The organism is Massilia sp. UYP32 (assembly GCF_050434365.1).
In the GTDB taxonomy this organism is placed as follows: Bacteria; Pseudomonadota; Gammaproteobacteria; order Burkholderiales; family Burkholderiaceae_D; genus Telluria; species Telluria timonae.
Window position 1 is genome coordinate 32,734 of sequence record NZ_JBNDIK010000032.1, and the last position, 24,380, is coordinate 57,113.

General features: G+C 65.7%; 23 protein-coding genes. 13 read left to right on the forward strand and 10 right to left on the reverse strand.

What is annotated here, in order from left to right; translation table 11 throughout:
• Positions 1-10 precede the first annotated feature (10 nt).
• The 4 genes from pip to ABIB42_RS22490 form a co-directional block, all read right to left on the reverse strand.
• Positions 11-967 carry a prolyl aminopeptidase gene (gene pip / locus ABIB42_RS22475; protein WP_219861969.1) on the reverse strand — a complete coding sequence of 319 codons (957 nt, stop codon included), beginning with the start codon at positions 965-967 and terminating at the stop codon, positions 11-13.
• Between the two features lie 57 nt (positions 968-1,024).
• The gene (locus tag ABIB42_RS22480) at positions 1,025-2,359 is read right to left on the reverse strand and encodes an amino acid deaminase (RefSeq protein ID WP_005663934.1); all 1,335 of its coding nucleotides are present in this window, start codon (positions 2,357-2,359) and stop codon (positions 1,025-1,027) included.
• An 88-nt stretch (positions 2,360-2,447) separates the two neighbouring features.
• Complete coding sequence (phbB, locus tag ABIB42_RS22485; RefSeq protein ID WP_005663936.1) at positions 2,448-3,188, reverse strand: acetoacetyl-CoA reductase; 741 nt, start codon at positions 3,186-3,188, stop codon at positions 2,448-2,450.
• Between the two features lie 92 nt (positions 3,189-3,280).
• Positions 3,281-4,459, reverse strand: a complete 1,179-nt coding sequence (locus ABIB42_RS22490) for an acetyl-CoA C-acetyltransferase (RefSeq protein WP_184238577.1) — start codon at positions 4,457-4,459, stop codon at positions 3,281-3,283.
• A gap of 333 nt (positions 4,460-4,792) precedes the next feature.
• Here ABIB42_RS22490 and minC point away from each other — a divergent pair, with 333 nt between their 5' ends.
• From minC to ABIB42_RS22510, 4 genes are all read left to right on the forward strand, one after another.
• The gene (gene minC / locus ABIB42_RS22495) at positions 4,793-5,590 is read left to right on the forward strand and encodes a septum site-determining protein MinC (protein ID WP_184238578.1); all 798 of its coding nucleotides are present in this window, start codon (positions 4,793-4,795) and stop codon (positions 5,588-5,590) included.
• A gap of 35 nt (positions 5,591-5,625) precedes the next feature.
• The gene (gene minD, locus ABIB42_RS22500; protein WP_005663941.1) at positions 5,626-6,441 is read left to right on the forward strand and encodes a septum site-determining protein MinD; all 816 of its coding nucleotides are present in this window, start codon (positions 5,626-5,628) and stop codon (positions 6,439-6,441) included.
• A 1-nt stretch (position 6,442) separates the two neighbouring features.
• Entirely contained in the window at positions 6,443-6,694 is a 252-nt protein-coding gene (gene minE / locus ABIB42_RS22505; RefSeq protein WP_005663943.1) for a cell division topological specificity factor MinE, read from the forward strand.
• A gap of 203 nt (positions 6,695-6,897) precedes the next feature.
• Positions 6,898-7,434: a carboxymuconolactone decarboxylase family protein gene (locus ABIB42_RS22510; protein ID WP_005663944.1), complete on the forward strand. Its 537-nt coding sequence runs from the start codon at positions 6,898-6,900 to the stop codon at positions 7,432-7,434.
• A 42-nt stretch (positions 7,435-7,476) separates the two neighbouring features.
• On the opposite strand, the gene ABIB42_RS22515 is transcribed toward ABIB42_RS22510, so the two are convergent.
• Complete coding sequence (locus ABIB42_RS22515; RefSeq protein WP_219861967.1) at positions 7,477-8,091, reverse strand: hypothetical protein; 615 nt, start codon at positions 8,089-8,091, stop codon at positions 7,477-7,479.
• Between the two features lie 224 nt (positions 8,092-8,315).
• On the opposite strand from ABIB42_RS22515, the gene ABIB42_RS22520 reads away from it, so the two are divergent.
• The 9 genes from ABIB42_RS22520 (at position 8,316) to ABIB42_RS22560 (ending at position 18,339) form a co-directional block, all read left to right on the forward strand.
• Positions 8,316-9,005: a response regulator transcription factor gene (locus ABIB42_RS22520; RefSeq protein WP_005663947.1), complete on the forward strand. Its 690-nt coding sequence runs from the start codon at positions 8,316-8,318 to the stop codon at positions 9,003-9,005.
• A 60-nt stretch (positions 9,006-9,065) separates the two neighbouring features.
• Positions 9,066-10,340 carry a glutamyl-tRNA reductase gene (gene hemA / locus ABIB42_RS22525; protein WP_005663950.1) on the forward strand — a complete coding sequence of 425 codons (1,275 nt, stop codon included), beginning with the start codon at positions 9,066-9,068 and terminating at the stop codon, positions 10,338-10,340.
• 99 nt (positions 10,341-10,439) lie between these two features.
• Positions 10,440-11,516, forward strand: coding sequence for a peptide chain release factor 1 (gene prfA / locus ABIB42_RS22530; RefSeq protein ID WP_071360916.1), 1,077 nt, complete (start codon positions 10,440-10,442; stop codon positions 11,514-11,516).
• A 116-nt stretch (positions 11,517-11,632) separates the two neighbouring features.
• Entirely contained in the window at positions 11,633-12,115 is a 483-nt protein-coding gene (locus ABIB42_RS22535) for a disulfide bond formation protein B (protein ID WP_005663953.1), read from the forward strand.
• Positions 12,112-12,933, forward strand: a complete 822-nt coding sequence (gene prmC / locus ABIB42_RS22540; protein ID WP_219861965.1) for a peptide chain release factor N(5)-glutamine methyltransferase — start codon at positions 12,112-12,114, stop codon at positions 12,931-12,933. Before ABIB42_RS22535 ends, prmC begins: the two co-directional genes overlap by 4 nt.
• A 67-nt stretch (positions 12,934-13,000) precedes the next feature.
• Positions 13,001-15,025 (forward strand): DUF885 domain-containing protein, encoded by a 2,025-nt coding sequence (locus tag ABIB42_RS22545; RefSeq protein ID WP_219861963.1) that lies wholly within the window; start codon positions 13,001-13,003, stop codon positions 15,023-15,025.
• A gap of 77 nt (positions 15,026-15,102) precedes the next feature.
• Positions 15,103-16,698 (forward strand): glutamate--cysteine ligase, encoded by a 1,596-nt coding sequence (gene gshA, locus ABIB42_RS22550; RefSeq protein ID WP_184238587.1) that lies wholly within the window; start codon positions 15,103-15,105, stop codon positions 16,696-16,698.
• 88 nt (positions 16,699-16,786) lie between these two features.
• Positions 16,787-17,833 (forward strand): histone deacetylase family protein, encoded by a 1,047-nt coding sequence (locus ABIB42_RS22555; RefSeq protein ID WP_005663957.1) that lies wholly within the window; start codon positions 16,787-16,789, stop codon positions 17,831-17,833.
• Between the two features lie 38 nt (positions 17,834-17,871).
• Positions 17,872-18,339 carry a GNAT family N-acetyltransferase gene (locus ABIB42_RS22560; protein ID WP_005663958.1) on the forward strand — a complete coding sequence of 156 codons (468 nt, stop codon included), beginning with the start codon at positions 17,872-17,874 and terminating at the stop codon, positions 18,337-18,339.
• Between the two features lie 32 nt (positions 18,340-18,371).
• Here ABIB42_RS22560 and ABIB42_RS22565 read toward each other — a convergent pair whose 3' ends face one another.
• The 5 genes from ABIB42_RS22565 to ABIB42_RS22585 all read right to left on the reverse strand — a co-directional run bounded on the left by ABIB42_RS22565 (position 18,372) and on the right by ABIB42_RS22585 (position 24,106).
• Entirely contained in the window at positions 18,372-20,483 is a 2,112-nt protein-coding gene (locus ABIB42_RS22565) for a PEP-CTERM sorting domain-containing protein (protein WP_169331310.1), read from the reverse strand.
• A gap of 129 nt (positions 20,484-20,612) precedes the next feature.
• Positions 20,613-20,807, reverse strand: a complete 195-nt coding sequence (locus tag ABIB42_RS22570; protein ID WP_005663961.1) for a hypothetical protein — start codon at positions 20,805-20,807, stop codon at positions 20,613-20,615.
• A gap of 134 nt (positions 20,808-20,941) precedes the next feature.
• Positions 20,942-21,376 carry an FKBP-type peptidyl-prolyl cis-trans isomerase gene (locus ABIB42_RS22575; protein WP_071360923.1) on the reverse strand — a complete coding sequence of 145 codons (435 nt, stop codon included), beginning with the start codon at positions 21,374-21,376 and terminating at the stop codon, positions 20,942-20,944.
• Between the two features lie 205 nt (positions 21,377-21,581).
• Positions 21,582-23,069: an asparagine synthase family protein gene (locus tag ABIB42_RS22580; RefSeq protein WP_219861961.1), complete on the reverse strand. Its 1,488-nt coding sequence runs from the start codon at positions 23,067-23,069 to the stop codon at positions 21,582-21,584.
• A gap of 101 nt (positions 23,070-23,170) precedes the next feature.
• Positions 23,171-24,106, reverse strand: coding sequence for a glycosyltransferase (locus tag ABIB42_RS22585; protein ID WP_429249024.1), 936 nt, complete (start codon positions 24,104-24,106; stop codon positions 23,171-23,173).
• Between the last annotated feature and the right edge of the window lie 274 nt (positions 24,107-24,380).

Sequence of the window (24,380 nt, forward strand, 5' to 3'; positions counted from 1 at the left end):
CGACCCAGCTTCATTCAAACCGGCGCAGCCGCTTGAACTGCTCGGTGGCCGCCACCAGCGCGCGCGCGATGCCCGCCTCCAGCGCGCCATGGCCGCCGTCGGCGATCATCTCCAGCTTCGAGCCGGGCCACGCCGTGTGCAGGCGCCAGGCCGACAGCGGCGGGCAGATCACGTCGTAGCGGCCCTGCACGATCACCGCCGGCAGATGGGCGATGCGCGCCAGGTCGCGCAGCAGCTGGTCTTCTTCGAGGAAGGCGCCGTTGAGCATGTAATGCGACTCGAGCCGGCCGACGCCGAGGTCGAGCGTATCGTTCGAGACTTCCTCGGGCTGCGGCAGCAGGAACACGCGCCGGCCTTCGAAGCGGCTCCAGGCGCGCGCGGCCGGCCAGTAGACATCCGGGTCGTGGCACAGCAGGCGGCGCGCATAGGCGTTGAGCAGGTCGTGCCGCTCGTCCTGCGGAATCGGGGCCACGAATTCCTCGTACAGCTCGGGATAGAACCAGCGCACCTCGTTGATGAACCAGTCCACCTCGGCGCGGGTGCACAGGAAGATCCCGCGCAGCACGAAGCCCAGGCAGCGCTCGGGATGGGCCTGGCCATAGGCCAGCGCCAGGGTCGAGCCCCAGGAGCCGCCGAACACCAGCCACCGTTCGATGCCGAACAGCGCGCGCAGGCGCTCGATGTCATCGATCAGGAGCTGGGTCGTGTTGTTGCGCCACTCGCCCAGCGGCGTCGACTTGCCGGCGCCGCGCTGGTCGAACAGGATCACGCGGTAGGCCTGCGGATCGAAGAAGCGGCGGTGCTGGGGCGACAGGCCGGCGCCGGGGCCGCCGTGCAGGAACAGCACCGGGATGCCGTCCGGATTGCCGACTTCTTCCCAGTAGATCGTGTGCATCTCGTCGACCGCCAGCATGCCGTGGCGGATGGGCTGGATCGGCGGGAACAGCGACGGCGGCGTGACGGGCATGGCGGCTCTTGTTGGCAGTGATTCAAGAAGCCGATTGTAGCGTATGGACGGTCTGTTTCAGAAATAGGTATTGAGCGCGTAGCGCACCGTGTAGGCGTCGTCCACGGCCAGCAGCAGCGGCCACTTGTCGAAGGTGGTGCACGGGTGCGAGATGCCGCAGCCGACCAGGTCGCCCACCGCCAGGCTGTCGCACAGCGGGTCGCCTTCCGGCAGGCGCAGATAGGCGTGCTGGTCGTTCATCTTGAAGATCGTGCAGCCGGACGGCAGCGCGGCCGGCACGGCAGCGCCATCGGGACGCGCCGAGTAGAGCGGAATCGGCAGGTCGGCGTCGTAGGAGGCGTCGCGCTTGCCCATGGTGAGGATGGCCAGGGTCGGTTCGGGGCGCGACTGGACCATGCTCCAGACTTCGAGCGCAGGACGTAACCCTTCCTGCAGGCCTTCCTCCCGGCCGCCTGCGCGCGCGTTCAGCTCGTCGATGTGGCGGCGGTACATGCCGTGGTCGCTCGTCAGGTAGCAGCCGCTGCGCAGGATGGCGCGCACTGGACGCGACAGGCCATCCACATCCTGGAAACCGCGCGCCACCAGGTCGAAATAGGACGAGCCGCCGGCCGAGATCACGATCTCGGACGTGGCGAACAGGCCCTCGGCATCGGCGCCGCGCACCAGCGCCACCAGTTGAGCAAGGAAAGCGTCGACCTGGCGCAGGTCGGCGGCGCGGTCGTCGCTGACGAGCAGGCCCTCATAACCCTCGAAGCCGGCCAGCGCCAGGCCGTCGGCCAGCGCGATGGCGTGCGCCACCTCCATCGCTTCCTGCGGCGTGCGGCAACCGGCGCGCTTGCCGGCCAGGCCCAGCTCGACCAGCACCAAGAGCGGACGCGCCAGCCTGTGCGCGGCGACCGCCTGCGCCAGGCGCGCCACGCCGGCGGGCGAATCGGCCAGCACGATGCACTCGAAATCGGGATCGCCATGCAGCAGGGCCAGCACGGCGTCGATGTCGCTGCGCGCCACCAGCTGGTTGGCCAGCAGCACGCGGCGCACGCCGAAGCGGTGCGCCACCTGGACCTGGATCGCGGTGGCGAGGGTGATGCCCCAGGCGCCATTGGCCAGTTGCGCGCCGAACAGCTGCGGACTCATCGTGGTCTTGCCGTGCGGCGCCAGCGTGGCGCCGTGACGCTCGCAAAAGGCGCGCATCCAGGCCAGGTTGTGGCGCAGGCTCGACTCCCTGAGCACGGCGACCGGATAGCTGGTGTCGCCGCGCAGCACATTCCACCCCTGCACGCCGATCGCGCCCTGGCGCAGCGGTGCGCGCAGCGGCAAGCCCTTGGTGCCGGGGAGCAGCAGCTGTTCGTCGAGGCTGGACAGGGCGAGGCCGCCGTGGGGCAAGGTGTGCATGATCTGCTCCGAAAATGGGTGGTCGTTTATTGTAATCGGCGAAAAAAAAGCACCGCCTGAGCGGTGCTTCGTGGTTCGCCCTGATGGATCAGGACATGTGCTGCCCGCCATTGATGGCGATATTGGCGCCGGTAACAAATGCCGCCTCGTCCGACGACAGATACGCCACCAGGCCGGCCACTTCTTCAGGCTTGCCCAGGCGGCCCATCGGGATTTGCGGGATGATCTTGGTTTCCAGCACTTCGCTCGGGATGTCCATCACCATCTTGGTGCCGATATAGCCCGGCGAGATGGTGTTGACTGTCACGCCCTTGCGCGCCACTTCGAGCGCCAGCGCCTTGGTGAAACCGTGCATGCCGGCCTTGGCCGCCGAGTAGTTGGTCTGGCCGAAGGCGCCCTTCTGGCCGTTCACCGACGAGATATTGATGATGCGGCCCCAGCCGCGCTCGACCATGCCGTCGCAGACCGGCTTGGTCATGTTGAACACGGAATCGAGGTTGGTCTTGATCACGGCGTCCCAGTTGACCTTGTCCATCTTTTTGAAGGTCATGTCGCGGGTGATGCCGGCGTTGTTGACCAGCACGTCGATCGGGCCGACGTCGGCGATCACCTGGCGCACGCATTCCTGGGCGGCGTCGTAGTCGGCCACATCGCAGGCATAGGCCTTGAAGTCATGGCCCTGCTCTTTCATGGCGCCGAGCCACGCATCGACTTTGGTATTGCCAGGCGAAAAAGTGGTGACGACCTGATATCCCAATGCGGCCAGCTTGATGCACACCGCTTCGCCCAGGCCGCCCATGCCGCCGGTTACTAATGCTACTCGAGCCATTGTCTTCTCCAGTTTTATATTGTGTCACTTCACACCGCTTGAAACCGACGGCGCCGCCAGGCGGGCCGTCGCTGCCTGTCGCCAGGTCGTGCTCAGTCGCGCTCGACCGCCAGCGCCACGCCCATGCCGCCGCCGATGCACAGGCTCGCCAGGCCGCGCTTGGCGTCGCGGCGGATCATTTCGTGCAGCAGGGTGACCAGCACGCGGGCGCCGGAAGCGCCGATCGGGTGGCCCAGCGCGATCGCGCCGCCGTTGACGTTGATCTTGGACGTGTCCCAGCCCATCTGTTTGTTGACGGCGATGGCCTGGGCGGCGAAGGCTTCGTTGATTTCCATCAGGTCGACGTCTTCGTGGGTCCAGCCGGCCTTCTTGAGGCACAGCTGCGAGGCCGACACCGGGCCCATGCCCATGATCGACGGGTCGAGGCCGGCCGACGAATAGGCCTTGATGCGCGCCAGCGGGGTCAAGCCCAGTTCTTTCGCTTTCGAGGCGCTCATCATGATCACGGCGGCGGCGCCGTCGTTGATGCCCGACGCATTGCCGGCGGTGACCGAACCTTCCTTGTTGAACGCCGGACGCAGGCTGGCCAGCGCCTCGAGCGTGCTGCCATGCTTCGGGTATTCATCGGTGTCGAAGACGGTCGTGCCCTTCTTGGTCACGATCTCGATCGGGATGATCTCGTCCTTGAACTTGCCTTCTTTTTGAGCAGTTTCGGCCTTCAGCTGCGATTGCAGCGCGAATTCGTCCTGCTCGGCGCGCGAAATCTCGTATTTCTTGGCGACGTTCTCGGCGGTGACGCCCATGTGGTACTGGTTGTAGACGTCCCACAGGCCGTCGACGATCATGGTGTCGGTGAGCTTGGCGTCGCCCATGCGGAAGCCGTCGCGCGAGCCGGCCAGCACGTGCGGCGAGGCGCTCATGTTCTCTTGCCCGCCGGCGATGACGATCTCGGCGTCGCCGCAGCGGATCGCCTGGGTCGCCAGGTGGGTGGCCTTGAGGCCGCTGCCGCACACCTTGTTGATGGTGTAGCCGGGCACCATGTCGGGCAGGCCGGCCTTGATGACGGCCTGGCGCGCCGGGTTCTGGCCCACGCCGGCGGTGAGCACCTGGCCCATGATGACTTCGCTGACCGACTCGGGCGCGATGCCGGTCTTGGCCAGCAGGTGCTTGATCACTTGCGCGCCGAGCTCGGCGGCGGGAATCTTGGCGAGGGTGCCGCCGAATTTGCCGACGGCCGTACGACCGGCGGCGACGATGACTACGTCTTCCATGTTCAAATCTCCGTTCAGCCGGCCGTGGCCGGCAACATACAGAATTCCCTCGGACTCGGCGCGCCATTCTGCGATGGCGGGCTTTGTGCATGGGATCGATAAAAACCTCAAGTTACGGAATGAGGAACCCATGCTGCTGTTAAAGCATCAGCAATCTTAGCAGTTTATTCATCGAAAACAACATGCCAATCGTGCGTGTTTGATCTATCGCATGACTTAATTTCTGGTTGCTGACAAACGTTCAATTTCCGTAAGGAATGATGCGTGCGCTTCTGTCCTTTTCCACAATTTTCACAGTAGAATGCACAAGCGCAACGCCAACTACACCGTTTTATGCCTAAAACCACGCTTCCCATCGAAATCAAGATTTCCACGGTCGTTGCCATCTCCACGATCCTGCACTCGGCCGACCCGGAAGCCATCGATTCCGCCCTGGAGCAGATGACGGGTGGCGTGTCCGACTTCTTCGAGGACGAGTTCGCGGTGATCGACGTGGCCGCGATCGCGCCTGACGCGCCGCGGCTCGACTGGGCGGCGCTGGTCGCCCTGCTCAAGAAATACCGCCTGAACGCGGTCGCCGTGCGCGGCGCCAGCCCGGCGATGATCGAGGCGATCCGGGCCCAGGGCCTGGCGCTGGACGACGGCTCGAGCGGCGTGCGCGCCGGCGGCCACGCGGCCGCGCAGCCCGCCGCCCCAGCGGCGCCGGAACCGGCTGCTCCCGCAGTTGCCCCGGCGGCGGCTCCCGCGGCGCCGGCCCTGGAACCGGCCGCGGCCCAGGCGCCGGCCGCCCTGCCCCTGATCATCGACACCCCGGTGCGCGCCGGCCAGCGCATCTATGCGCGCGGCACTGACCTGATCGTCACCGCCGTGGTCAATAATGGCGCAGAATTGATCGCCGACGGCAGCATCCACGTGTATGCGCCGCTCAATGGCCGCGCGCTGGCAGGCGCCTCCGGCAATCCGGACGCGCGCATCTTCGCGCTGTCGATGCAGCCGGAACTGGTCTCGATCGCCGGCGTGTACCGCACGTTCGACGAAGGTTTCCCGTCCGACCTGGCGCGCCAGCCAACGCAGATCCGGCTGGTCGGCGACCGGATCGACATCCAATCGCTGGCTCCGGCATCCCGCTGATCCCGAACTGAACAGATACTGTAAAGGACTTTTTTGTGGCAAGAATTATTGTTGTGACGTCCGGCAAGGGCGGTGTGGGCAAAACGACCTCGAGCGCTAGCTTCTCCACCGGGCTGGCCATGCGCGGCCACAAGACGGCAGTGATCGACTTCGACGTCGGCCTGCGCAACCTCGACCTGATCATGGGCTGCGAACGCCGCGTGGTCTACGACCTGATCAACGTCGTCAATGGCGAAGCGACCCTGCACCAGGCGCTGATCAAGGACAAGCACTGCGACAACCTGTTCATCCTGCCGGCCTCGCAGACGCGCGACAAGGATGCCCTGTCCGAAGAAGGCGTGGAGCGCGTGCTCAACGACCTGGTCAAGATGGACTTCGAGTTCATCATCTGCGATTCGCCGGCCGGCATCGAGCACGGCGCGCTGATGGCGCTGACCTTCGCCGACGAAGCGATCGTGGTCACCAATCCGGAAGTCTCGTCGGTGCGCGACTCGGACCGCATCCTGGGCATCCTGCAGGCCAAGTCGCGCCGCGCCCAGAGCGGCAGCGAGCCGGTCAAGGAACACCTGCTGATCACCCGCTACTCGCCGAAGCGCGTCGAAGCGGACGAAATGCTCTCTTACCAGGACGTGCAGGAAATCCTGCGCATCCCCCTGATCGGCATCATTCCGGAATCGGAATCGGTGCTGCACGCCTCGAACCAGGGCAACCCGGCGATCCACTTCAAGGGGACCGACGTGGCCGATGCCTACGAGGACGTCGTCGCGCGCTTCCTGGGCGAAGAACGCCCGCTGCGCTTTACCAACTACGAAAAGCCGGGACTGTTCCAGCGCATTTTCGGAGCCAAGTGAGATGGCATTGCTTTCATTCCTCTTCCCCGAAAAAAAGAAGAGCGCGACAGCCGCCAAGGAACGCCTGCAGATCATCATCGCACGCGAACGGACCAACCGCGCCGGTCCGGATTTCCTGCCGGCCCTGCACCAGGAGCTGATCGCCGTGATCTCGAAGTACGTCAAGGTCAATCCCGACGACATCAAGGTCTCGCTCGACCGCCAGGGCAACCTGGAAGTGCTGGACGTGAACGTGGTGCTGCCGGATACCTGAGCGGCAAGGCCCTTCGCCCGACGATGCCCGCCTGGTGCGGGCATTTTCTTTGGTGCCGAGCATAGTAGCAGTGAGACGATCGGGCAATTATTAGTGAAATCCGAGCATTCAAAGTATCGACGGGCCTGCCTATACTGGATTCATGGCTGCAACACATCGGACAGCCAGCCACACCCGACGAACTTTCGACAAGGAGCTTCACCATGACCCGTCTCGCCTCCCGCCCCGTCCCGGACGCCACCGGCGCCGCCGCCCAATTGTTCAGCGCCATCCGGGGCGCCGTCGGCAAGGTGCCGAACGCCTACCGCGACATCGGCAGCAACAGCCCGGTGGTGCTGGAATCGGTGCTGGCCCTGGACGCCAGCCTCAAGAAAACCACGCTGTCGGCGCGCGACGTCGAAGTCATCAAGCTCGCAGTCAGCGCCGTCAACGGTTGCGACTACTGCGTGGCCGCCCACAGCCTGATGGGCAAGATGGCCGGCTTGTCCCCCGATGCGCTGGCCGCCGTGCGCCAGGGCCAGGCCACCGGCAATGCCCGCGAAGACGCGCTGGCGGAGTTCGCGCGCCACCTGGTGACGACCCGCGGCACCGTGGACGCGAGCAGGATCGAGGCGGTCAAGGCGGCCGGCGTGAGCGATGCCCAGATCGTCGACCTCACCCTGGCGATCACGGCGATCACGCTGACGAACCTGTTCAACCGGATCAACGATACGGTGGTCGATTTTCCGAAGGTTGCCTGAACGCGCGGGGACTGCGCCGCCACGCGTCCGGGCCCCCTCGCCTTACATCACCAGCACCGGCTCCTTCGCCGGTCCGCTGACCGCGCCGCCATTGACCTGTGCAGTGGCGGCGTCATCGTTCTCCTCCACCGGCTGCGGCGCTTCGCCCGCGGACTCGGCCCGCTCCAGCTCCTGCACCACCTTGACGCAGGCTTCCACGTGCTGCGCCCCCATCCGCTTGAACAGCGTGTAGCCGATCGCCGCCGACGCGATCTGGCCGGCCAGCGGCACCATCTTGGCCGTGGTCTTGACCGCCATGCGGCCGGCCACGACCCGGAACAGGCGCGCCACCGCGCCGCGCGTCACCAGTTTGCCGACCAGCATGCCGCCCACCGACGCCGCCGCCTTGTAGGCGATCACGCGCATGCGTGGGTTGAGGCGCTCGATCTGCTTCTGGGTCAGGCCGAATTCGGCATTGATCTGGTCGACCAGGGCCGCGAAGCCCGTGATGTCGGCCAGCAGGTCGAGGCCGGGCACCGGCACCGCGGCCACCGCCGCCGACATGGCGGCGCGTTTCTTGACCAGGGCCAGGCACTGGATGCGGGTGGTCTCGATGGCGGCGCCGCTGACGGGCACGCGATCCTCGGGCACCGTCACGTTTTTACGTGTAAACAACATAATTTACCCCTCTACATTATCTGAATGACATATGAAATTCAGTCTACGCCTGTAGCGAGATTTACTGCGTGGTCCCCTTAACACAACAGTCTTATAGTACAAATGTCACCTTTTGGTGTCTGGGCGAAGTTTATCAGTAGCATCGTTTTGTGAAAGTCTGATATATTTGGTTTAACTTTGTAGGAATCTTCCTACATAGGCAACCAAACAACATTTCGCCCGTCATGAAGATCGCCGTACTGGAGCAAGACCGCCCCCAAGCTGACCTGATTTGCCAGGTCCTCAGCGCTGCTGGCCACAGCTGTCAATCGTATGACAGCGCCAAGGAGCTGCTGGGGCAGCTGCGCAAGGACAGCGCCGACATGCTGGTGATGGACTGGAATGTCCCCGATATGGAAGGCACCGAAGTGCTGCGCCGCGCCAAGGAAAAGCTGGCGTCCGCCGCGCCGACGATGTTCCTGGTCGGGAATAACGCCGAAGACGACATCATCGCCGGCGTCACCGCCGGCGCCGACGACTACCTGGTCAAGCCGCTGCGCCGCGGCGAGCTGGTGGCGCGCGTCTCGGCCCTGCTGCGCCGCGCCTATCCGTCGCAGAACAGCGCCGAGCAGCTGCAGTTCGGCCCGTACACCTTCGAGACCCGTCCCGGACGGCTGCTCAAGGACGGCTCGGTGATCGACGTGACCCAAAAAGAGTTTTCGCTGGCGCTGCTGTTCTTCCGCAACATCGGCCGCCCGCTGTCGCGCGCCTACATCCACGAATCGGTGTGGGTCCGCGAAAACGACGTGCCGTCGCGCACCATGGATACCCACGTTTCGCGCGTACGCAACAAACTCCATCTGCGGCCGGAGAACGGCTTCCGCCTCGTGCCGGTCTACAGCTATGGCTACCGGCTGGAAAAGCTCGGCGCCTGAAACCCTGACAGCAAGAAGGTATAATGGCCCCAGTCCATTGACCTTCGCCCTCCCTCCGAAATGCAACTGCTTGCCGTCGGCCTGAACCACACCACAGCACCGGTCTCGCTGCGCGAGCAGCTGGCGCTCGCGCCCGATCAGATCGGCACGGCGGTGCAGTCGGCGCGCGGCTGGTTCGCGCGCCAGGGGTCGGTCGGCGGCGAAGAGGCGGCGATCCTGTCGACCTGCAACCGCACCGAGCTGTATGCGGCGACGAGGCTGCCCGATCCCCTCGACGCTTCAGCTCAATTCCTGGCGCATTATCACGCCCTGAACTACGCCGAGCTGCGCCCCCACCTCTACCTGCTGCCGCAGGACGACGCCGTGCGCCACGCCTTCCGCGTCGCGTCGGGCCTGGACTCGATGGTGCTGGGCGAGCCGCAGATCCTGGGCCAGATGAAGGATGCGGTGCGCACCGCGGACGCCGCCGGCGGCCTGGGCACCTATCTGCACCAGATGTTCCAGCGCACCTTCGCGGTGGCCAAGGAAGTGCGCACCACCACCGAGATCGGCGCCCACAGCGTGTCGATGGCCGCCGCTGCGGTGCGCCTCGCGCACCGCATCTTCGACCGCATCGCCGACCAGCACGTGCTGTTCATCGGCGCCGGCGAGATGATCGAGCTGTGCGCGGCCCACTTCGCGGCCCAGAACCCGAAATCGGTCACCATCGCCAACCGCACCATGGAGCGCGGCGAGGCGCTGGCCGCGCGCTACAACGGCCGCGCGATCCGCCTGGCCGACCTGCCGGACAACCTGCAGCAATTTGACATCGTCATCTCGTGCACCGCCTCGACCCTGCCGCTGATCGGCAAGGGCCTGGTCGAGCGCGCGGTCAAGGCGCGCCGCCACCGCCCGATGTTCATGGTCGACCTGGCCGTGCCGCGCGATATCGAACCCGAGGTCGCGCGCCTGGACGACGTGTTCCTGTACACGGTCGACGACCTGGCCCAGGTGGTGCAGACCGGCATGGAAAGCCGCCAGGCCGCCGTGCGCCAGGCCGAAGCCATCATCGAGACCCGGGTCCAGTCCTTCATGCACTGGGTCGGCGACCGCGCCGTGGTGCCGGTGATCCGCGACCTGCACGAATCGGGCGAGGCATTGCGCCAGGCCGAGCTGGAACGCGCGCGCAAGATGCTGGCGCGCGGCGACGATGCCGAAGCCGTGCTCGAAGCGCTGTCCAAGGGCCTCACCGCCAAGTTCCTGCACGGCCCGCAACAGGCCCTGCACCAGGCCCAGGGCGACGACCGCGCGCGCCTGGCCACCCTGCTGCCGCAGCTGTTCCGCGGCCGCCGTTAGCGCCCGATCCTCCCGGCGGCCCCGCCCGCCATGCGCGCCAGCTCGCGCAACCCGGCCCTTCGCTGCGGCCATCCGACCATCTTCATACCGAGACTGCCCATGAAACCTTCCATGCTGTTCAAGCTGGACCAACTCGCCAACCGCCTCGTCGAGCTGGATGAACTCCTGATGAGCGAAGGCGCCACCGCGAACATGGACAGCTACCGCAAGATGACGCGCGAGCACGCCGAACTGACGCCGCTGGTGGGCGTGTACCGCCAGTACCAGGGCGCGCTCGCGGATACCGAGGCGGCCCGCGAGCTGCTGCAGGATCCGGACATGAAGGACTTCGCCCAGGAGGAAATCGAGGCCGCGAAGGAACGCATGGCGGGCCTGGAACTCGAGCTGCAGAAAATGCTGCTGCCGAAGGACGCCAACGACGAGCGCAACATCTTCCTCGAGATCCGCGCCGGCACCGGCGGCGACGAATCGGCCCTGTTCGCGGGCGACCTGCTGCGCATGTACACCCGTTTCGCCGAGCGCAATCGCTGGCAGGTCGAGATGGTGTCCGAGTCGCCCTCCGACCTGGGCGGCTACCGCGAAGTGATCGTGCGCGTGGTGGGCCATGGCGCCTATTCGAAGCTCAAGTTCGAATCGGGCGGCCACCGCGTGCAGCGGGTGCCGGCCACCGAAACCCAGGGCCGCATCCACACCTCGGCCTGCACGGTGGCGGTGATGCCCGAGGCCGACGAGGTCGAGGACGTCGACATCAACCCGGCCGACCTGCGCATCGACACCTACCGCGCTTCCGGCGCCGGCGGCCAGCACATCAATAAAACAGATTCTGCAGTGCGTATTACCCACCTGCCGACCGGCCTGGTGGTCGAGTGCCAGGACGACCGCAGCCAGCACAAGAACAAGGCCTCGGCCATGAAGGTGCTGGCGGCGCGCCTGAAGGACGCCCAGCTGCGCGAACAGCAGTCGAAGGAAGCGGCCACCCGCAAGAGCCTGATCGGCTCGGGCGACCGCAGCGAGCGCATCCGCACCTATAACTTCCCGCAGGGCCGCCTGACCGACCACCGCATCAACCTGACCCTGTACAAGCTGGACTTCATCATGGACGGCGACCTGAAGGAGCTGACCGATGCGCTGGCCCAGGAACACCAGGCCGAATTGCTGGCGGCGCTCGGTGACTGATGACTTAAGTCATTGTTAAGTTGCCAGATTGAAAATGCACGACGTCGGGCGTGGCCGCTTCATGCGAAAATAAGCGCTTGCCCCGCCCCTTGGTACACGTTCTGAGAAAGCCACGCATGCCTACCAACCGCCAGGTCCTGTTCGCCATCTCGTCGATCTCGTTCGCGCTGATCGCCGTCGCCCTCTATCTGCAGCACATCATGGAGATGCGGCCCTGCCCGCTGTGCGTGATCCAGCGCTACATGTTCCTCGCCATCGGCGTGTGCACGCTGGTATCGGCCATCAGCGGCAAGGTGCGTGAAGGCACGATCCTGGCCCTGCTGGCGGCCTTCGGCGGCCTGTACACGGTCGGCAAGCACCTGTACGTGATCGCCAATCCCGGCTTCTCGTGCGGCATCGATCCGATGGAAACGATGCTCAACAAGATTCCCACCGCCGAATACCTGCCGTGGCTGTTCCGCGCCGACGGCCTGTGCGAAGGCGCGACCGACGCCATCCTGGGCCTGGCCATCCCGCAATGGTCGGCGGTCTGGTTCGTGGTGCTCACCGTGCTGCTGGGCTGGGTGCTGCTGCGCCACTTCCGCGCCAAGCGGGCATGATCGAGGCCGGCGCCACCCTCGGGCAGGTGCGGCTGTCGCTGCCGCTCGATCCGCTGGAAAACCGCATCCTGCTGTGCCATGCGCTGCGCCTGCCGCGCGTGGCCCTGATCACGCAGTCGGAACGCGTGCTCACCCCTGAAGAAGCGGCGCTCCTGGCGGCGCTGGTGCAACGCCGCCTGGACGGCGAACCGATCGCCTACATCGTCGGCGAGCGCGAATTCTTCGGGCTGCCGTTCAAGGTGACGCCGGCGGTGCTGATCCCGCGTCCGGACACCGAACTGATCGTCGAACTCGCGCTGGAGCGCCTGGCGCCGCAGCAGCGCGTGCTCGACATGGGCACCGGCAGCGGCGCGATCGCCGTCGCCGTCGCCCACACGCGGCCCGACGCCGACGTCACCGCGCTCGACGTGAGCGAAGAGGCGCTGGCCGTCGCGCGCGCCAATGCCGCCGCCAACGGCGCGCGCGTGCGCTTCCTGCGCAGCGACTGGTACGCAGCCCTCGGCGCCGAGCGCTTCCACCTGATCGTCTCGAACCCGCCCTATATCGTGGCCGGCGACCGCCACCTGATCGAGGGCGACCTGCGCTTCGAGCCGATCGACGCCCTGACCGACCATGCCGACGGCCTGTCCGACCTGCGCACCATCGCCGATGGCGCGGCGGCGCACCTGGAACCCGGCGGCTGGCTGCTGCTCGAGCATGGCTACGACCAGGCCGAGGCGGTGCGCGGCCTGTTGAGCGCGCGCGGCTACGGCGAGGTGCGGAGCTGGCGCGACCTGGCCGGCATCGAACGGGTCAGCGGGGGCCGCCGCGGTGCCTAGGGCGCCTGGGGCGCGCACGCCTGGGAATGGACTTGTTAAAATGACCAGTCCTGATTCCGGAGCATGCATGCGCATCCTGTTCGCCTCTCTCGTCCTGCTCGCCCCGTTGCATGGCGCCGCCGCCGTGCCGCCCGCGCCGCCTGCCGTCACCCAGGATGCGCCGGGCGAGCAGCCGTCAAGGCTGGCGGCCCGGCTCTACGAGCGCGACTGGCAGTGGCAGTTGCGCCATGCGCCCGAAAAGGCCACCGCCCTGGGCGAGCATCGCTACAACGCCTGGCTGTCCGACACCTCGCTGGCGGGACGCGCGGCCGCGCTCGAGCACGAGCGCGCCATGCTGGCGGCGGCGCAGAAGATCGACCGCGCGCAGCTGGTTGGTGAAGACCGGGTGTCGTACGACCTGTTCGTGGCCGACAAGGAGCGCCTGATCGCCGCCGGCGCGCTGACGCCCTTCGATCCGCTCCCGATCACCGCCTACGACGGTCTGCAGGTGCGCTTGCCGCGCCTGGTCGCGCAGATGCCGTTCGCGACCGACGCCGACTACCTGACCTATCTGGCGCGCCTGCAGGCGCTGCCGGCCCACGTCGACGGCCTGATCGAGCAGCTGCGCGCCGGCAAACAGGCCGGCTGGACGATCCCGAAGCCCGCCGTCGCGCAGGTAGCAGACGCCTTGCGCGCGCTGCGCGAAAAGCTGGCCGAAGGACCGCTCGGCGCGCCCTTCCGGCGCATCCCGGCGACCATCGCGCCCGAGGTGCGCGAGCAGTTCCGCGCGGCCGGCAAGGCAACCCTCGAACAGCAGGCGGCGCCCGCCCTGCGCAAGCTCGAGGACTTCCTGCGCCAGGACTACGTGCCCGCCGCACGCGACAGCATCGGCGCCGCGGCGCTGCCGGGCGGCCCCGCGTGGTACGCCCAGCTGGTGAAGGACAGCACCACCACCGCGATGACGCCTTCCCAGGTGCATGCGCTCGGCCTGCAAGAGGTGGCGCGCCTGCGCGCGGAAATCGAGCGCCTGATCCCGCGCACGGGCTTTCGCGGCGGCTTCGCCGAGTTCATCGCCTTCGCGCGCAGCGACCGGCGCCTGTTCTTCGTCGACGCGGCGGCCCTGCTCGACCGCTACCGGCGCACGCTGGCGCTGGCCCAGGCGCGGCTGGGCCGCGTGGTGACGGTCGTCCCGGCGGCCGGCATCGTCGTCAAGCCGATGGGCGGCGACGGCGCCAGCCAGCCGGCCGCCTATTACGAGGCCGGCAGCGCGGCGCGCACCGCCGCGCTGGTGGTCGACACGGCGCGCCTGGACGCGCGTCCGATCTGGCAGGTCGACACCGTGGCCCTGCACGAGGCGGTGCCCGGCCACCACCTGCAGGTGGCGCGCGCGCAGGAACTGGACCTGCCGGCGTTCCGGCGCCACGGCTGGTACGACGCCTACGGCGAAGGCTGGGCCACCTATGCCGAAAGCCTGGGCCCCGAACTCGGCCTGTTCCAGGATCCGTTCTCGCTGTTCGGCCACCTCAACGAAGAGATGTTCCGCGCCGCGCGCCTGGTGGTCGACACCGGCATCCATTCGCTCGGCTGGACGCGCCAGCAGGCGATCGACTACCTGAACACGCATACCGCCAATCCGCCGCTGGACAACGAGGCCGAGGTCGACCGCTATATCGCGCGTCCGGGCCAGGCGCTGGGCTACAAGATCGGCCAGCTGCGCATCCTGGCGCTGCGCACCCAGGCGCGCTCCGCGCTCGGCAAGCTGTTCGACCTGCGCCGCTTCCACGACGCCCTGCTCGGCGGCGGCGCGCTGCCGCTGGCCGAGCTGGAACGCCGGATGGGCCTTTGGCTCGTGGCCGAGAAGGATCCCGCCACGCGCGCCGGCGCGCCGCAGGCCGCGGCCGCCCCCGATGCCGAGTTCAACGCCGAATTCGCATCGCGGCCGGAGCCGACCTGGATGCCCGCCTTCGAATTCGATTTCGTGCTCGACGGCGAACTCCCGCCGGGCTACGACCCGGGCCCGGCGCCCGATTTCGCGCCGCCGTCCCTGCCTGCGCCGCCGCCTGCCAGCAAATCGTTCCGGGCGCCGCTCTGGGATGCGCCTTCGCCTGAATGAGGGGCGCCCGAACGCGCAGTCCGTTTTTCGGTTAATCTCTGCACCAACCGAACTGGCAGTATAAGAAAGGAAACACTGTGTCGAACCAATTCAACCGCCGCCTGGCCCTGCTCGACGACGACGACCACCGCGCCCTGCTGGGCCAGGGCCTGCGCGGCATCGAGCGCGAGACCCTGCGGGTCGACGCGCAAGGCCGGCTGGCGCGCACCCCGCACTCCCCGGCGCTCGGTTCGGCCCTGACGCACCCGCACATCACGACCGACTACGCCGAGGCGCTGCTGGAATTCATCACGCCGGCCGAGCACGACATCGCGCTGGCGCTGCACCGCCTCGATGCGATCCACCGCTACGCCTACGCCAAGCTGGGCGACGAAATGCTGTGGGGCGTGTCGATGCCGGGCGAACTGCCGCCCGAGGAAGAGATCGAGATCGCCTGGTACGGCAAGTCGAATATCGGCATGCTCAAGCACGTGTACCGGCGCGGCCTGGCGCTGCGCTATGGCAAGGCCATGCAATGCATCGCCGGCATCCACTACAATTATTCGCTGCCGGAACGGTTGTGGCAGCTGTTCGCGCAAGAAGAAGGGATCACCGAGGAACGCCGCCATGCGCTGCGCGACTTCCAGTCGGAAAGCTATATCGCGATGATCCGCAACTTCCGCCGCTATTCCTGGCTGCTGATGTACCTGTTCGGCGCGACGCCGGCGCTCACCACCAGCTTCCTGCGCGGCCGTGAGCACCAGCTCGAGACACTGTCCGACGACACCCTGTACCTGCCGTACGCGACCAGCCTGCGCATGAGCGACCTGGGTTACCAGAACGATGCCCAGTCCGGCCTGCGTCCGCACGAAAACAGCCTGGAAAGCTATGTCACGAGCCTGATGGATGCGGTCAACCGTCCCTACGAGCCTTATGCCAAGCTGGGCACCAAGAAAAACGGCGAGTGGATCCAGCTGTCGACCAATGTGCTGCAGATCGAGAACGAGTATTACTCGACCATCCGACCCAAGCGCGTGATCCGCACCGGCGAGCGTCCGGTCCAGGCCCTGTGCAACCGCGGCGTGCAATACATCGAGGTGCGCTGCCTCGACGTCGACCCGTTCGAACCGGTCGGCATCGCCCTCGATACCGGCCGCTTCCTGGACGCCTTCCTGCTGTTCTGCGCGCTCGAGGAAAGCCCTCTGATCAGCGCCCACGACAGCCAGCTGCACGCGCGCAACTTCGCGCGCACGGTCAAGGAGGGGCGCCGCCCCGACCTGACCCTGACCCGCGACGGCCTCGAGGTGCCTTTGACGGAATGGGCGCTGGAACTGATCGAGCGCATCCGCCCGGTGGCGCAGCTGCTGGACGACCAGCACAACGAGGGCGACGTGCACCAGGGTTCGCTGGCCAGGCAGAAGGCGAAGATCGAGGATCCATCGCTGACCCCGTCGGCGCGGGTGCTGGAAGAAGTGCGCGCGCTCGGCTCGGCCGCGGCCTTCGGCCTGCAGCAGAGCCGCCTGCATGCGGCCACCTTCCGCGACAGCCCGCTGATGCCGGCCGAGGAAGCGCTGTTCGACGAGATGGCGGCCAACTCGCACGCCGAGCAGGCGAGCATCGAGCAGACGGACACCGGCAGCTTCGACGACTTTGTTGCGGCCTACAATTGCAGTAGGCTATGCTCCAACAACTAAGTTCCGGTAGGCTGTAGTTCGACGGGGCGCGCCAGCGCCGCCACGGCCGCTCGCGCTTACCGCTTGACTCCGCAGCCCCGAGGACCACTTGCTCACGTTTTACAACGAACACCATGCCCAGCATGACGGCCGCGTCGAGCTCGATCGCGGCGAGCTGGCGCCTTGTTCGGAAAAACCCGAGCGCGCCGCCATCGTTCTGAAGGAATGCGAGCGGCGCGGCCTGGGCGCCATCGTCACGCCGCACGGCGTGCCGCTCATGACGCTCGAGCGGGTGCACAGCCCGCGCTATCTGCACTTCCTGCGCCAGGCCTGGAACGAGTGGATCGGTCTCGACCCGCGCAATGCCGGCAAGGATGCCTTGCCGGGGGTGTGGCCGGTGCGCACCCTGCGCGCCGATATCGAGCCGGACGATGTGTGCGCGCGCCTCGGCCTGTACTCGATGGATGCCGCTACGCCGCTGACGAGCGGCACCTGGATCGCGGCCAAGACCGGCGCCGACTGCGCCGTCAATGCGGCCCATGCCCTGCGGCGCGGCGAGCGCGGCACCTTCGCGCTCACGCGCCCGCCCGGCCACCACGCCGGCAGCGATTTCTTCGGCGGCGCCTGCTTCCTGAACAATGCCGCGCTGGCGGCCCAGCACCTGCTGGACGACGGCCTGGAGCGCGTGGCCATCCTCGACCTCGACTACCACCACGGCAACGGCACCCAAAGCATTTTTTATCATCGCAACGACGTGCTGTTCGTCTCGATCCATGCCGACCCGCGCCAGGCATATCCGTTCTACCTGGGTCATGCCGACGAGACCGGCAGCGGCGCCGGCCTCGGCTACACGATGAATATCCCGCTCGCGCCCGGTTGCGGCAGCAGCGCCTGGTTCGCGGCGCTGGAAACCGCCTGCCTCAAGATCGCCATGGCCCGGCCGCAGGCGCTGGTGGTCTCGCTCGGCGTCGATACGGCCGCGCAAGGACAGGATCCGCGCTTCGGCCTGCAGGGCGGCGATTTCCTGCGCATCGGCGAACGCATCGCCCACCTGGGCCTGCCCACGGCCTTCATGTTCGAGGGCGGCAACGCCGGCCCCGAGCTCGGCATCCATACGGTCAATGTGCTGGAAGGTTTCGAAACCGCCGCCGAATGACCGCCGTTCCACATTCCACCACCATCGCTTCGCATTTCATGACCACCTCTAGCCTCATCGACTGGCAATTCTCGCGCTTCGCCGACCTTACCCCGTTCGACCTCTACGAAGTGCTGGCCCAGCGCCAGAACGTCTTCATCCTCGAGCAGACCTGCCTGTATCCCGACATCGACGGCCACGACCCCGAAGCCCACCACCTGCTGGGCTGGCGCAGCGTCGACGGCAAGCGCAGCCTGGCCGCCTACCTGCGCGTGCTGGCCCCGGGCGCCAAGTACGACGAGATGTCGATCGGCCGCGTGATCACCACCCCGGCCGCGCGCGGCACCGGCGCCGGCCGCGCCCTGCTCGACGAAGGCATCCGCCAGGCCGAGGCGCTGTATCCGGGCCACCGCATCCGCATCGGCGCCCAGCAATACCTGGAGCGCTTCTACGGCAGCTTCGGCTTCCAGACCGTCTCGGAACCCTATGACGAAGACGGCATCATGCACATCGACATGCTGCGCTGACCGCCCGCACGACTGCGGGCGGCGCCGCGGTCTCAGCAGTCGCATGGCGGCGGATCGAGCCGCACATACTGGCAGTCTTCGAGACGGCAGGCCAGGGCCAGGATCTGGCGCGCATCGTTGATGTCGGTCGCGTCCACCAGCGTCCAGCCCGCGGGCATCGCGCTCAGCGCGTTCAGGTCGCGCATCGCGCCCCGCTCGTAGAGGAAGGCGTGCGACGCCGGGCCATCGGGCGTGTCGGCGCTCGACGAGCCGACCACCGATGCGGCGTTGTTGAGGCCGTTGGCGACGCCATAGCCGAAGCCGCCCAGCGCGCCCAGGCCGTACATCACGCCGCCCGAATACAGGAACGGTTGCCATAGATAGCTGGCGCCGTCGATGACGATGCCGGTATCGGCGACGCCCACCACGTCGCCCGCATCGTTGATGTCGAAGGCGCTGCTGTTCTTGCCGCCCAGCGTCCCCAGGCTGCGCATGATCTGGTCGCGATACACGTAGGCAAGGTAGTGCGGCACCGGGATCGCGTCGCCCGTGACCGACGCGGTGCCGGTCACGGCGCCGTGGCGGTTGATCGCGGCGGAACCGCCCCAGGTGCCGCCGAACGTGGGAATGATGCGCGTGATGCCGTTGGCGACGACGAAGCCGCGGCCACGCTCGCCGACGCCAAAGGCGGCGTTGCCGGATACCGCCCCGCTGTCGTTCAGGCCGCTCGCCGAATTGAAACCCACCAGCACCCCGCGCCCGGCATTGCGCAGGCCGGCGGGCGAGAACACGTGGGCGGCATCGACGTAGGCCCCGGCCAGGTGGCCGTGACCGTTGATCGCGGCGGCGCTCGAACCCGGCGCCAGCGCGGCGTAATCGCGCACGGTGGCGCCATCCCACACGGCGGCCGCGCCGTTGCTGCCGGCCACATGGCCCTTGCCATTGATGGCCCTGGCATTGAGTTCGGCCGGAATGAAGGTGACCCGGAACAAGCCCGGCGCGGCCTGCGCCGCTTCCACCGGCGCTGTGGCCGGCGCTGTGGCAGGAGTAGCGGCCGCTGCCAGCGGCGCCGCCAGCGGTCCGATCAGGAGCGCCGGCGCCATCCGGTGCAGGCGCGCGCGCGGGCGCCGGCGCGCGCGCCAGGCCAGCAGCGCCAGCCCAGTCCCCAGCATCGCCCAGGTTCCGGGCTCGGGCACCGCCGTGACCAGGTCGAGCCGTACCGCACGGCAGTCGCCCAGCCCGTTGCAGGCCTGGACCAGGATCTGGCCGGCATCGTTGACGTCGAGCGCATTCACCAGCTGCCAGTCGCCGCGCTCGCCCACCAGCGCGTTGAGGTCGAGCATGCCTTCACGCCCGCCGTCGGCCCCATACACGAAGGCATGGTAGTCGAAGCCGCCCACGCTGCCGATGCCGGACAGGCCCACCACGAGCCCGGCATTGTTGAGCGCATTGGCGCGCCCGGACACGCCGCCCAGCGTGCCGAGATCGATCATGCGGTCATCAAGGGGCGAGAACAGGAAGGGCCGCTCGCTGAAGTTGTCCTCGAGCCCGGACCAGCCGGCGACGAAGCCGGCGTCGTTGATGTCGTTCGCTTCGCTGAACCAGCCGCCCAGCGAGCCGAGGTCGTGCTGGACGCCGTCGCGGTAGACCGAGGCGGTGCGGCGCGGATCGCCCCAGTCGGCGCCATCGCCGGCGCGGCTGGCGAAGCCGGCGATGTGGCCGCTGGCATTGATCGCGTTGGCCACGCTGATCGTGCCGCCGAAGCTGCCAAGCTGGGTCACCGCGCCCGACTGGTACAGGAAGGCGTAGGTCTCGGAAAAGCCGACGGCGCCGAAGCCCGCCACCTGGCCGGCGTCGTTGATGGCGGTGGCCCAGGTGCCGTAGGCCGGCGGCACGTTGAAGATCGAGAACGCGCCGCCGGCATACACGAAGGCGTCGCTGCCGACGCGGCCGACGATGGACCCGCCGTTGTTGATCGCCAGGCCTTCGCTGCCCGGCAGGAGCGAGGCCAGGTAGGTGGTGCCGCCCGTCGACCACACCGCCGCCCCGCCCTGCGCGGTGCCGACCACCCGCCCGGCGCCGTCGAGGCCGGCGGCGGTGAAGTCTTGCGGCAGCCAGGTCATGCGGTACAGCGGCGCCGCCATGGCCAGTCCCGGCAACGCCATTATTATCACCAACAATTTATTTAAGAAATGTTTGCGCAGGGACATGATCGATCCTTCCGGTGACCGGGGAATCTCAACGATGTCGCAAACACGGCGGGGACGTTCTGCGCCAGCGCAGGCGTGCACGGGTCAGGAGGCGGCCAGGCGGCCTGCCCCGAGCAGCAGCAGCGCGGCGGCCAGCAGCAGCCAGGCGGGCGGGTCGGCGGCGAGAACGGGATCAGCGACGACGCAAGCCGGGGAGACCGGCGCGGGCGCGGGCCTGGTGGCGGCGAAGGCAGAGTAGCTGGGCAGCAGGCAGACGGCAAAGTGGAAAGAAGAACGCATGATCGGCTCGGCCTAAAATCCCGAGCATCGCCTGCCGCCGTCACGTGGACCGTGCGCCAGGTCAGCCGTACACGCAAAAAAAGACCGGGGCGGTGCCCCGGTCCGGTAGGTCATTGACGCCGGGCCTGGCCGGCTTACTCGACCTTGGTCAGGATGATTTCATACACCAGGCCCGAGTTCGGCGGAACCGGACCGTTGCCGGTCGCGCCGTAGGCCTGGTTAGCCGGGATCAGGACGGTGCGCTTGCCGCCGACCTTCATGCCGATCACACCCTGGTCGTAGCCGGGAATGACGGTGCCGCTGCCGACGACGTAAGGGCGCAGATTGCCCGATTCCAGACGCGTGCCCTTGAAGTCGGCGACCTTGTCGTTATACAGCCACAGCGTGTACTGGGTGGTCACCGTCTTGCCGGTCACGGCCTCGGCGCCGGTACCCACCGTGTTGTCGGTCTTGGTCAGCGCCGCGGGGCTGCTGACGACGGGCTTGTCGTCGTCGCTGCCGCCACCGCCGCAGGCGGTCAGCGCGAGCATGGCGGCAAAGGCGGCAATCAGGGGAAACTTCAGCTTCATGGGGGTCCTCGACAGGAAAGGCAAATAAGGTTGGTGTAACGAAACCTCGTACCTTATCGAATTAGTCCCATGAAACTGTCTTGAATTTGTCTGATAATTGTCGTGCCATTCTGCAACGGACGTGCCGGGACGACAGCGAGAAAAGTCAACCTCGCCCCCTCGGCCCGAAACGGCCGATGCGGGATGCCATGGCATTCCGCGGCGCTCAGCGACGCGACGCGATATCGAGCTGGTCGAGATAGAGTGCCAACGGACTGTACCAGTGTGTAGACGCACTGAAGGCTGAACTGAAGAGGGTCCGCACAGCGCGTGGAAGGGCAAAGCGCTTGTTGATCAGTCGTGATGATGGACGAAGCAGCAGGCGCTTGGCTACCTTCCTGCCAAATTCGGCGTGAAGCAGCATGAAGTCTGGCGAATCGGCGCGCTTTCCTTTGTCTTCATATGGAAGTCCTGCGTACTCGGGATATGCGCGGCTGATTGTATCTGTATGGAAGGTATGATCGACTAACATTTCTACAGGCAGTCCCGTAAGAAAGTCGTAGAGATCATGATCCAGGAATGGAGCATACACCGTTGGCACATCTCCCAGCAGGCCATAGGGTACCAAGGCAATCTCGCGTCGTGTACGGTTCCAGAAGAAGAACGAACCGACCGGATTTGGACTATCCAAATGAGTTTTTACTTCTTTTTCCAGATGGCTGACAGCAAGTTCCAGGCTTGTACTACGGTATAACTGCGGCGTCAGAAGATTGCTGAGTTTCCTCTCGGCTTTGCTAAGGAGCTGTGTTGCGATTTCTTTGGCAGAAGCGGTCTGGAATAATCGCAGGCGTTCCTCTGTCAGAAAAACGCTTTGCGAAAGAACATCTCCTGCAATACCGTCATAAACGACACGTTCTCGCGCGCGAATATTGGATACCGTCTCCAGATACCAGGCATGCTCATCGGTGCAATAACTGGTCAACAGATTTTTCGCCGCTTCCGCTGTGTAAAATGAGCCGGATTGCGGAATAATGTCATGCTTCAACCCGAATTCTTGCGTAAGCATGGTGGCAATGCGCGCATCTTCGTTTCCCCGTGGTGGGAAGTGGAGCGCAGTAATGCAGCGACCAGGCTTATGCCCTTGGCGGAGCAGTTCGAACAAGATATGTCGTGAATCGCGTCCTCCGCTCAATGGCACAGCGAAATTCGCATCGGAGGGAGCCCGCCGGGTCATCGAACGGCGGAAAAGTTCGTTATAGGTGTCGAGCGCAGATGTGCGAGATTCGCCACGGCTGGGGGCGCCACGGGCCCTGGTCGCGCGTTCAAGACGTAGTTCACCATCCCAACTCAGTGTCGCCGCCGGCGGCAGGGCGCGGATGTGGCGGAAAGGTGTATCGTCGCCGATAAAAAAGCCGAGCCTGAAGAATACGGATAGCGCCGTTTCATCCAGTTCGGGACTGGCACCGGCATTGAGAAGCTGATCAATGGACGACGATATCGCGAATTCCCCGTCGCGCGAGTAATAAAAAACCGGGAACATCCCGTAGCGGTCGTTGCGCGCAGTTAAGCACTTCCCATCCCAATTCCATTCGACGTAGATGCCATCGGGATTACCCGATTCTCGTGCGATCTGGTGCCCAAGGGCACAATGCGCTTTTCCCCGAACATCAAACCCTTCAGTCAGCCGTTTGACGTGGAAAAATGATTCGTTCATTCCAATATCCAATTCATGAAAAGATTGATGCACAAGTTCTATATCACAATCCGTTCAATGATCCAGTCTTGCGATGCCCGGTTGAGCCCGCTAAAGCAAGCTCATTGTTTCCGCGATGCTGCGTTTTTCAGATCATGTGCCTGATGCAAGAATCCACGCGTGTGATGGTAGTGGAAGCGCGCCTTGAACTTGGCTTCACTATCGCCACGCAACGTTGCCAAGGCAATTTGCAGTGCATGACGCATTTTTTTCGTATATAGCCAGCGCGGTACGCCAAATAATGTGGGGAAGTGCGTCATGTCGCCCGTTTCCAGACAAGTACCGCGTCCTCCTCGGAAAGCGCGGCCCAGGCAAAACTCCTCAGTTAACTGATGTGGACGAATAAAATGGTTGACTCGCGGATTGTTCGAGAACCAGGCTTTATGGCCTGCGGCGACGACACGTTTATTGAATTCCGTCTCGCTACCCATGATATAGTTACCGCGGTTTGGTCCCACATTCGGGTTGAACCGGTGCCCGGCTTCGAACACCCGGCGGCGAACTGCCATATTCGGCCCCCATATGGCGCCGGGCTGAATCGGGCCGTCGCTGAAGTTGGTGATCGCGAACGCCAGCCCAAGTGGAACGTGACGCAGCACCCAGTCAGGAGGTGGGGCGCCCCAATCGGGCAATATTGCACCACCAAACAGGTCGTAGTCGGCGTGCTCCAGCATGCAAGCCTGCATCGCAACAAGCCAATCGCGCTCAGGCGTGGCGTCATCGTCTGTCATCACGAACAACTCGGCGGCCGGACGACGTTGCAGCGCCAGCTCAACGCCACGGTTGAGTGCTGCGTTCTTGCCGCTTCGCTCCTGATGAACGTATTCGATCGGCAATAATTTTGCGTAAGATTCGACGATTGAACGGGTTTCGTCATCGCTCCCGTCATCCACCACGATGGCCGACCACCCACCTACGGGTTGTGCGAGGTTCGCATATCCTTCAAACACTTTTGGCAACGTCTTGGCCCCGTTGCACGTTGCCATAATAATTATCATGGACAAGATTTATCTCCTATAGTCACCTAAATCTTCGCGAGTGTGTTGGCTGACCTGATAACAGTCAGCTACAAGTGTATCGAGGAGGGGCTGTTCGGCTTCAAGTCCAGAATGCGGCAAGTCTGTACATGTCAGGTAACAGGCAGCGCCGTGGTTGACTGCTACCCGTGGAACCTGCCAGTACTTCATGCAATACGCTTTTGCCTTACTCTCACGAAATTCATGGCGCCAGGCATATACAGTTTGGCATGACCATACACACAGGGTTCCCCTG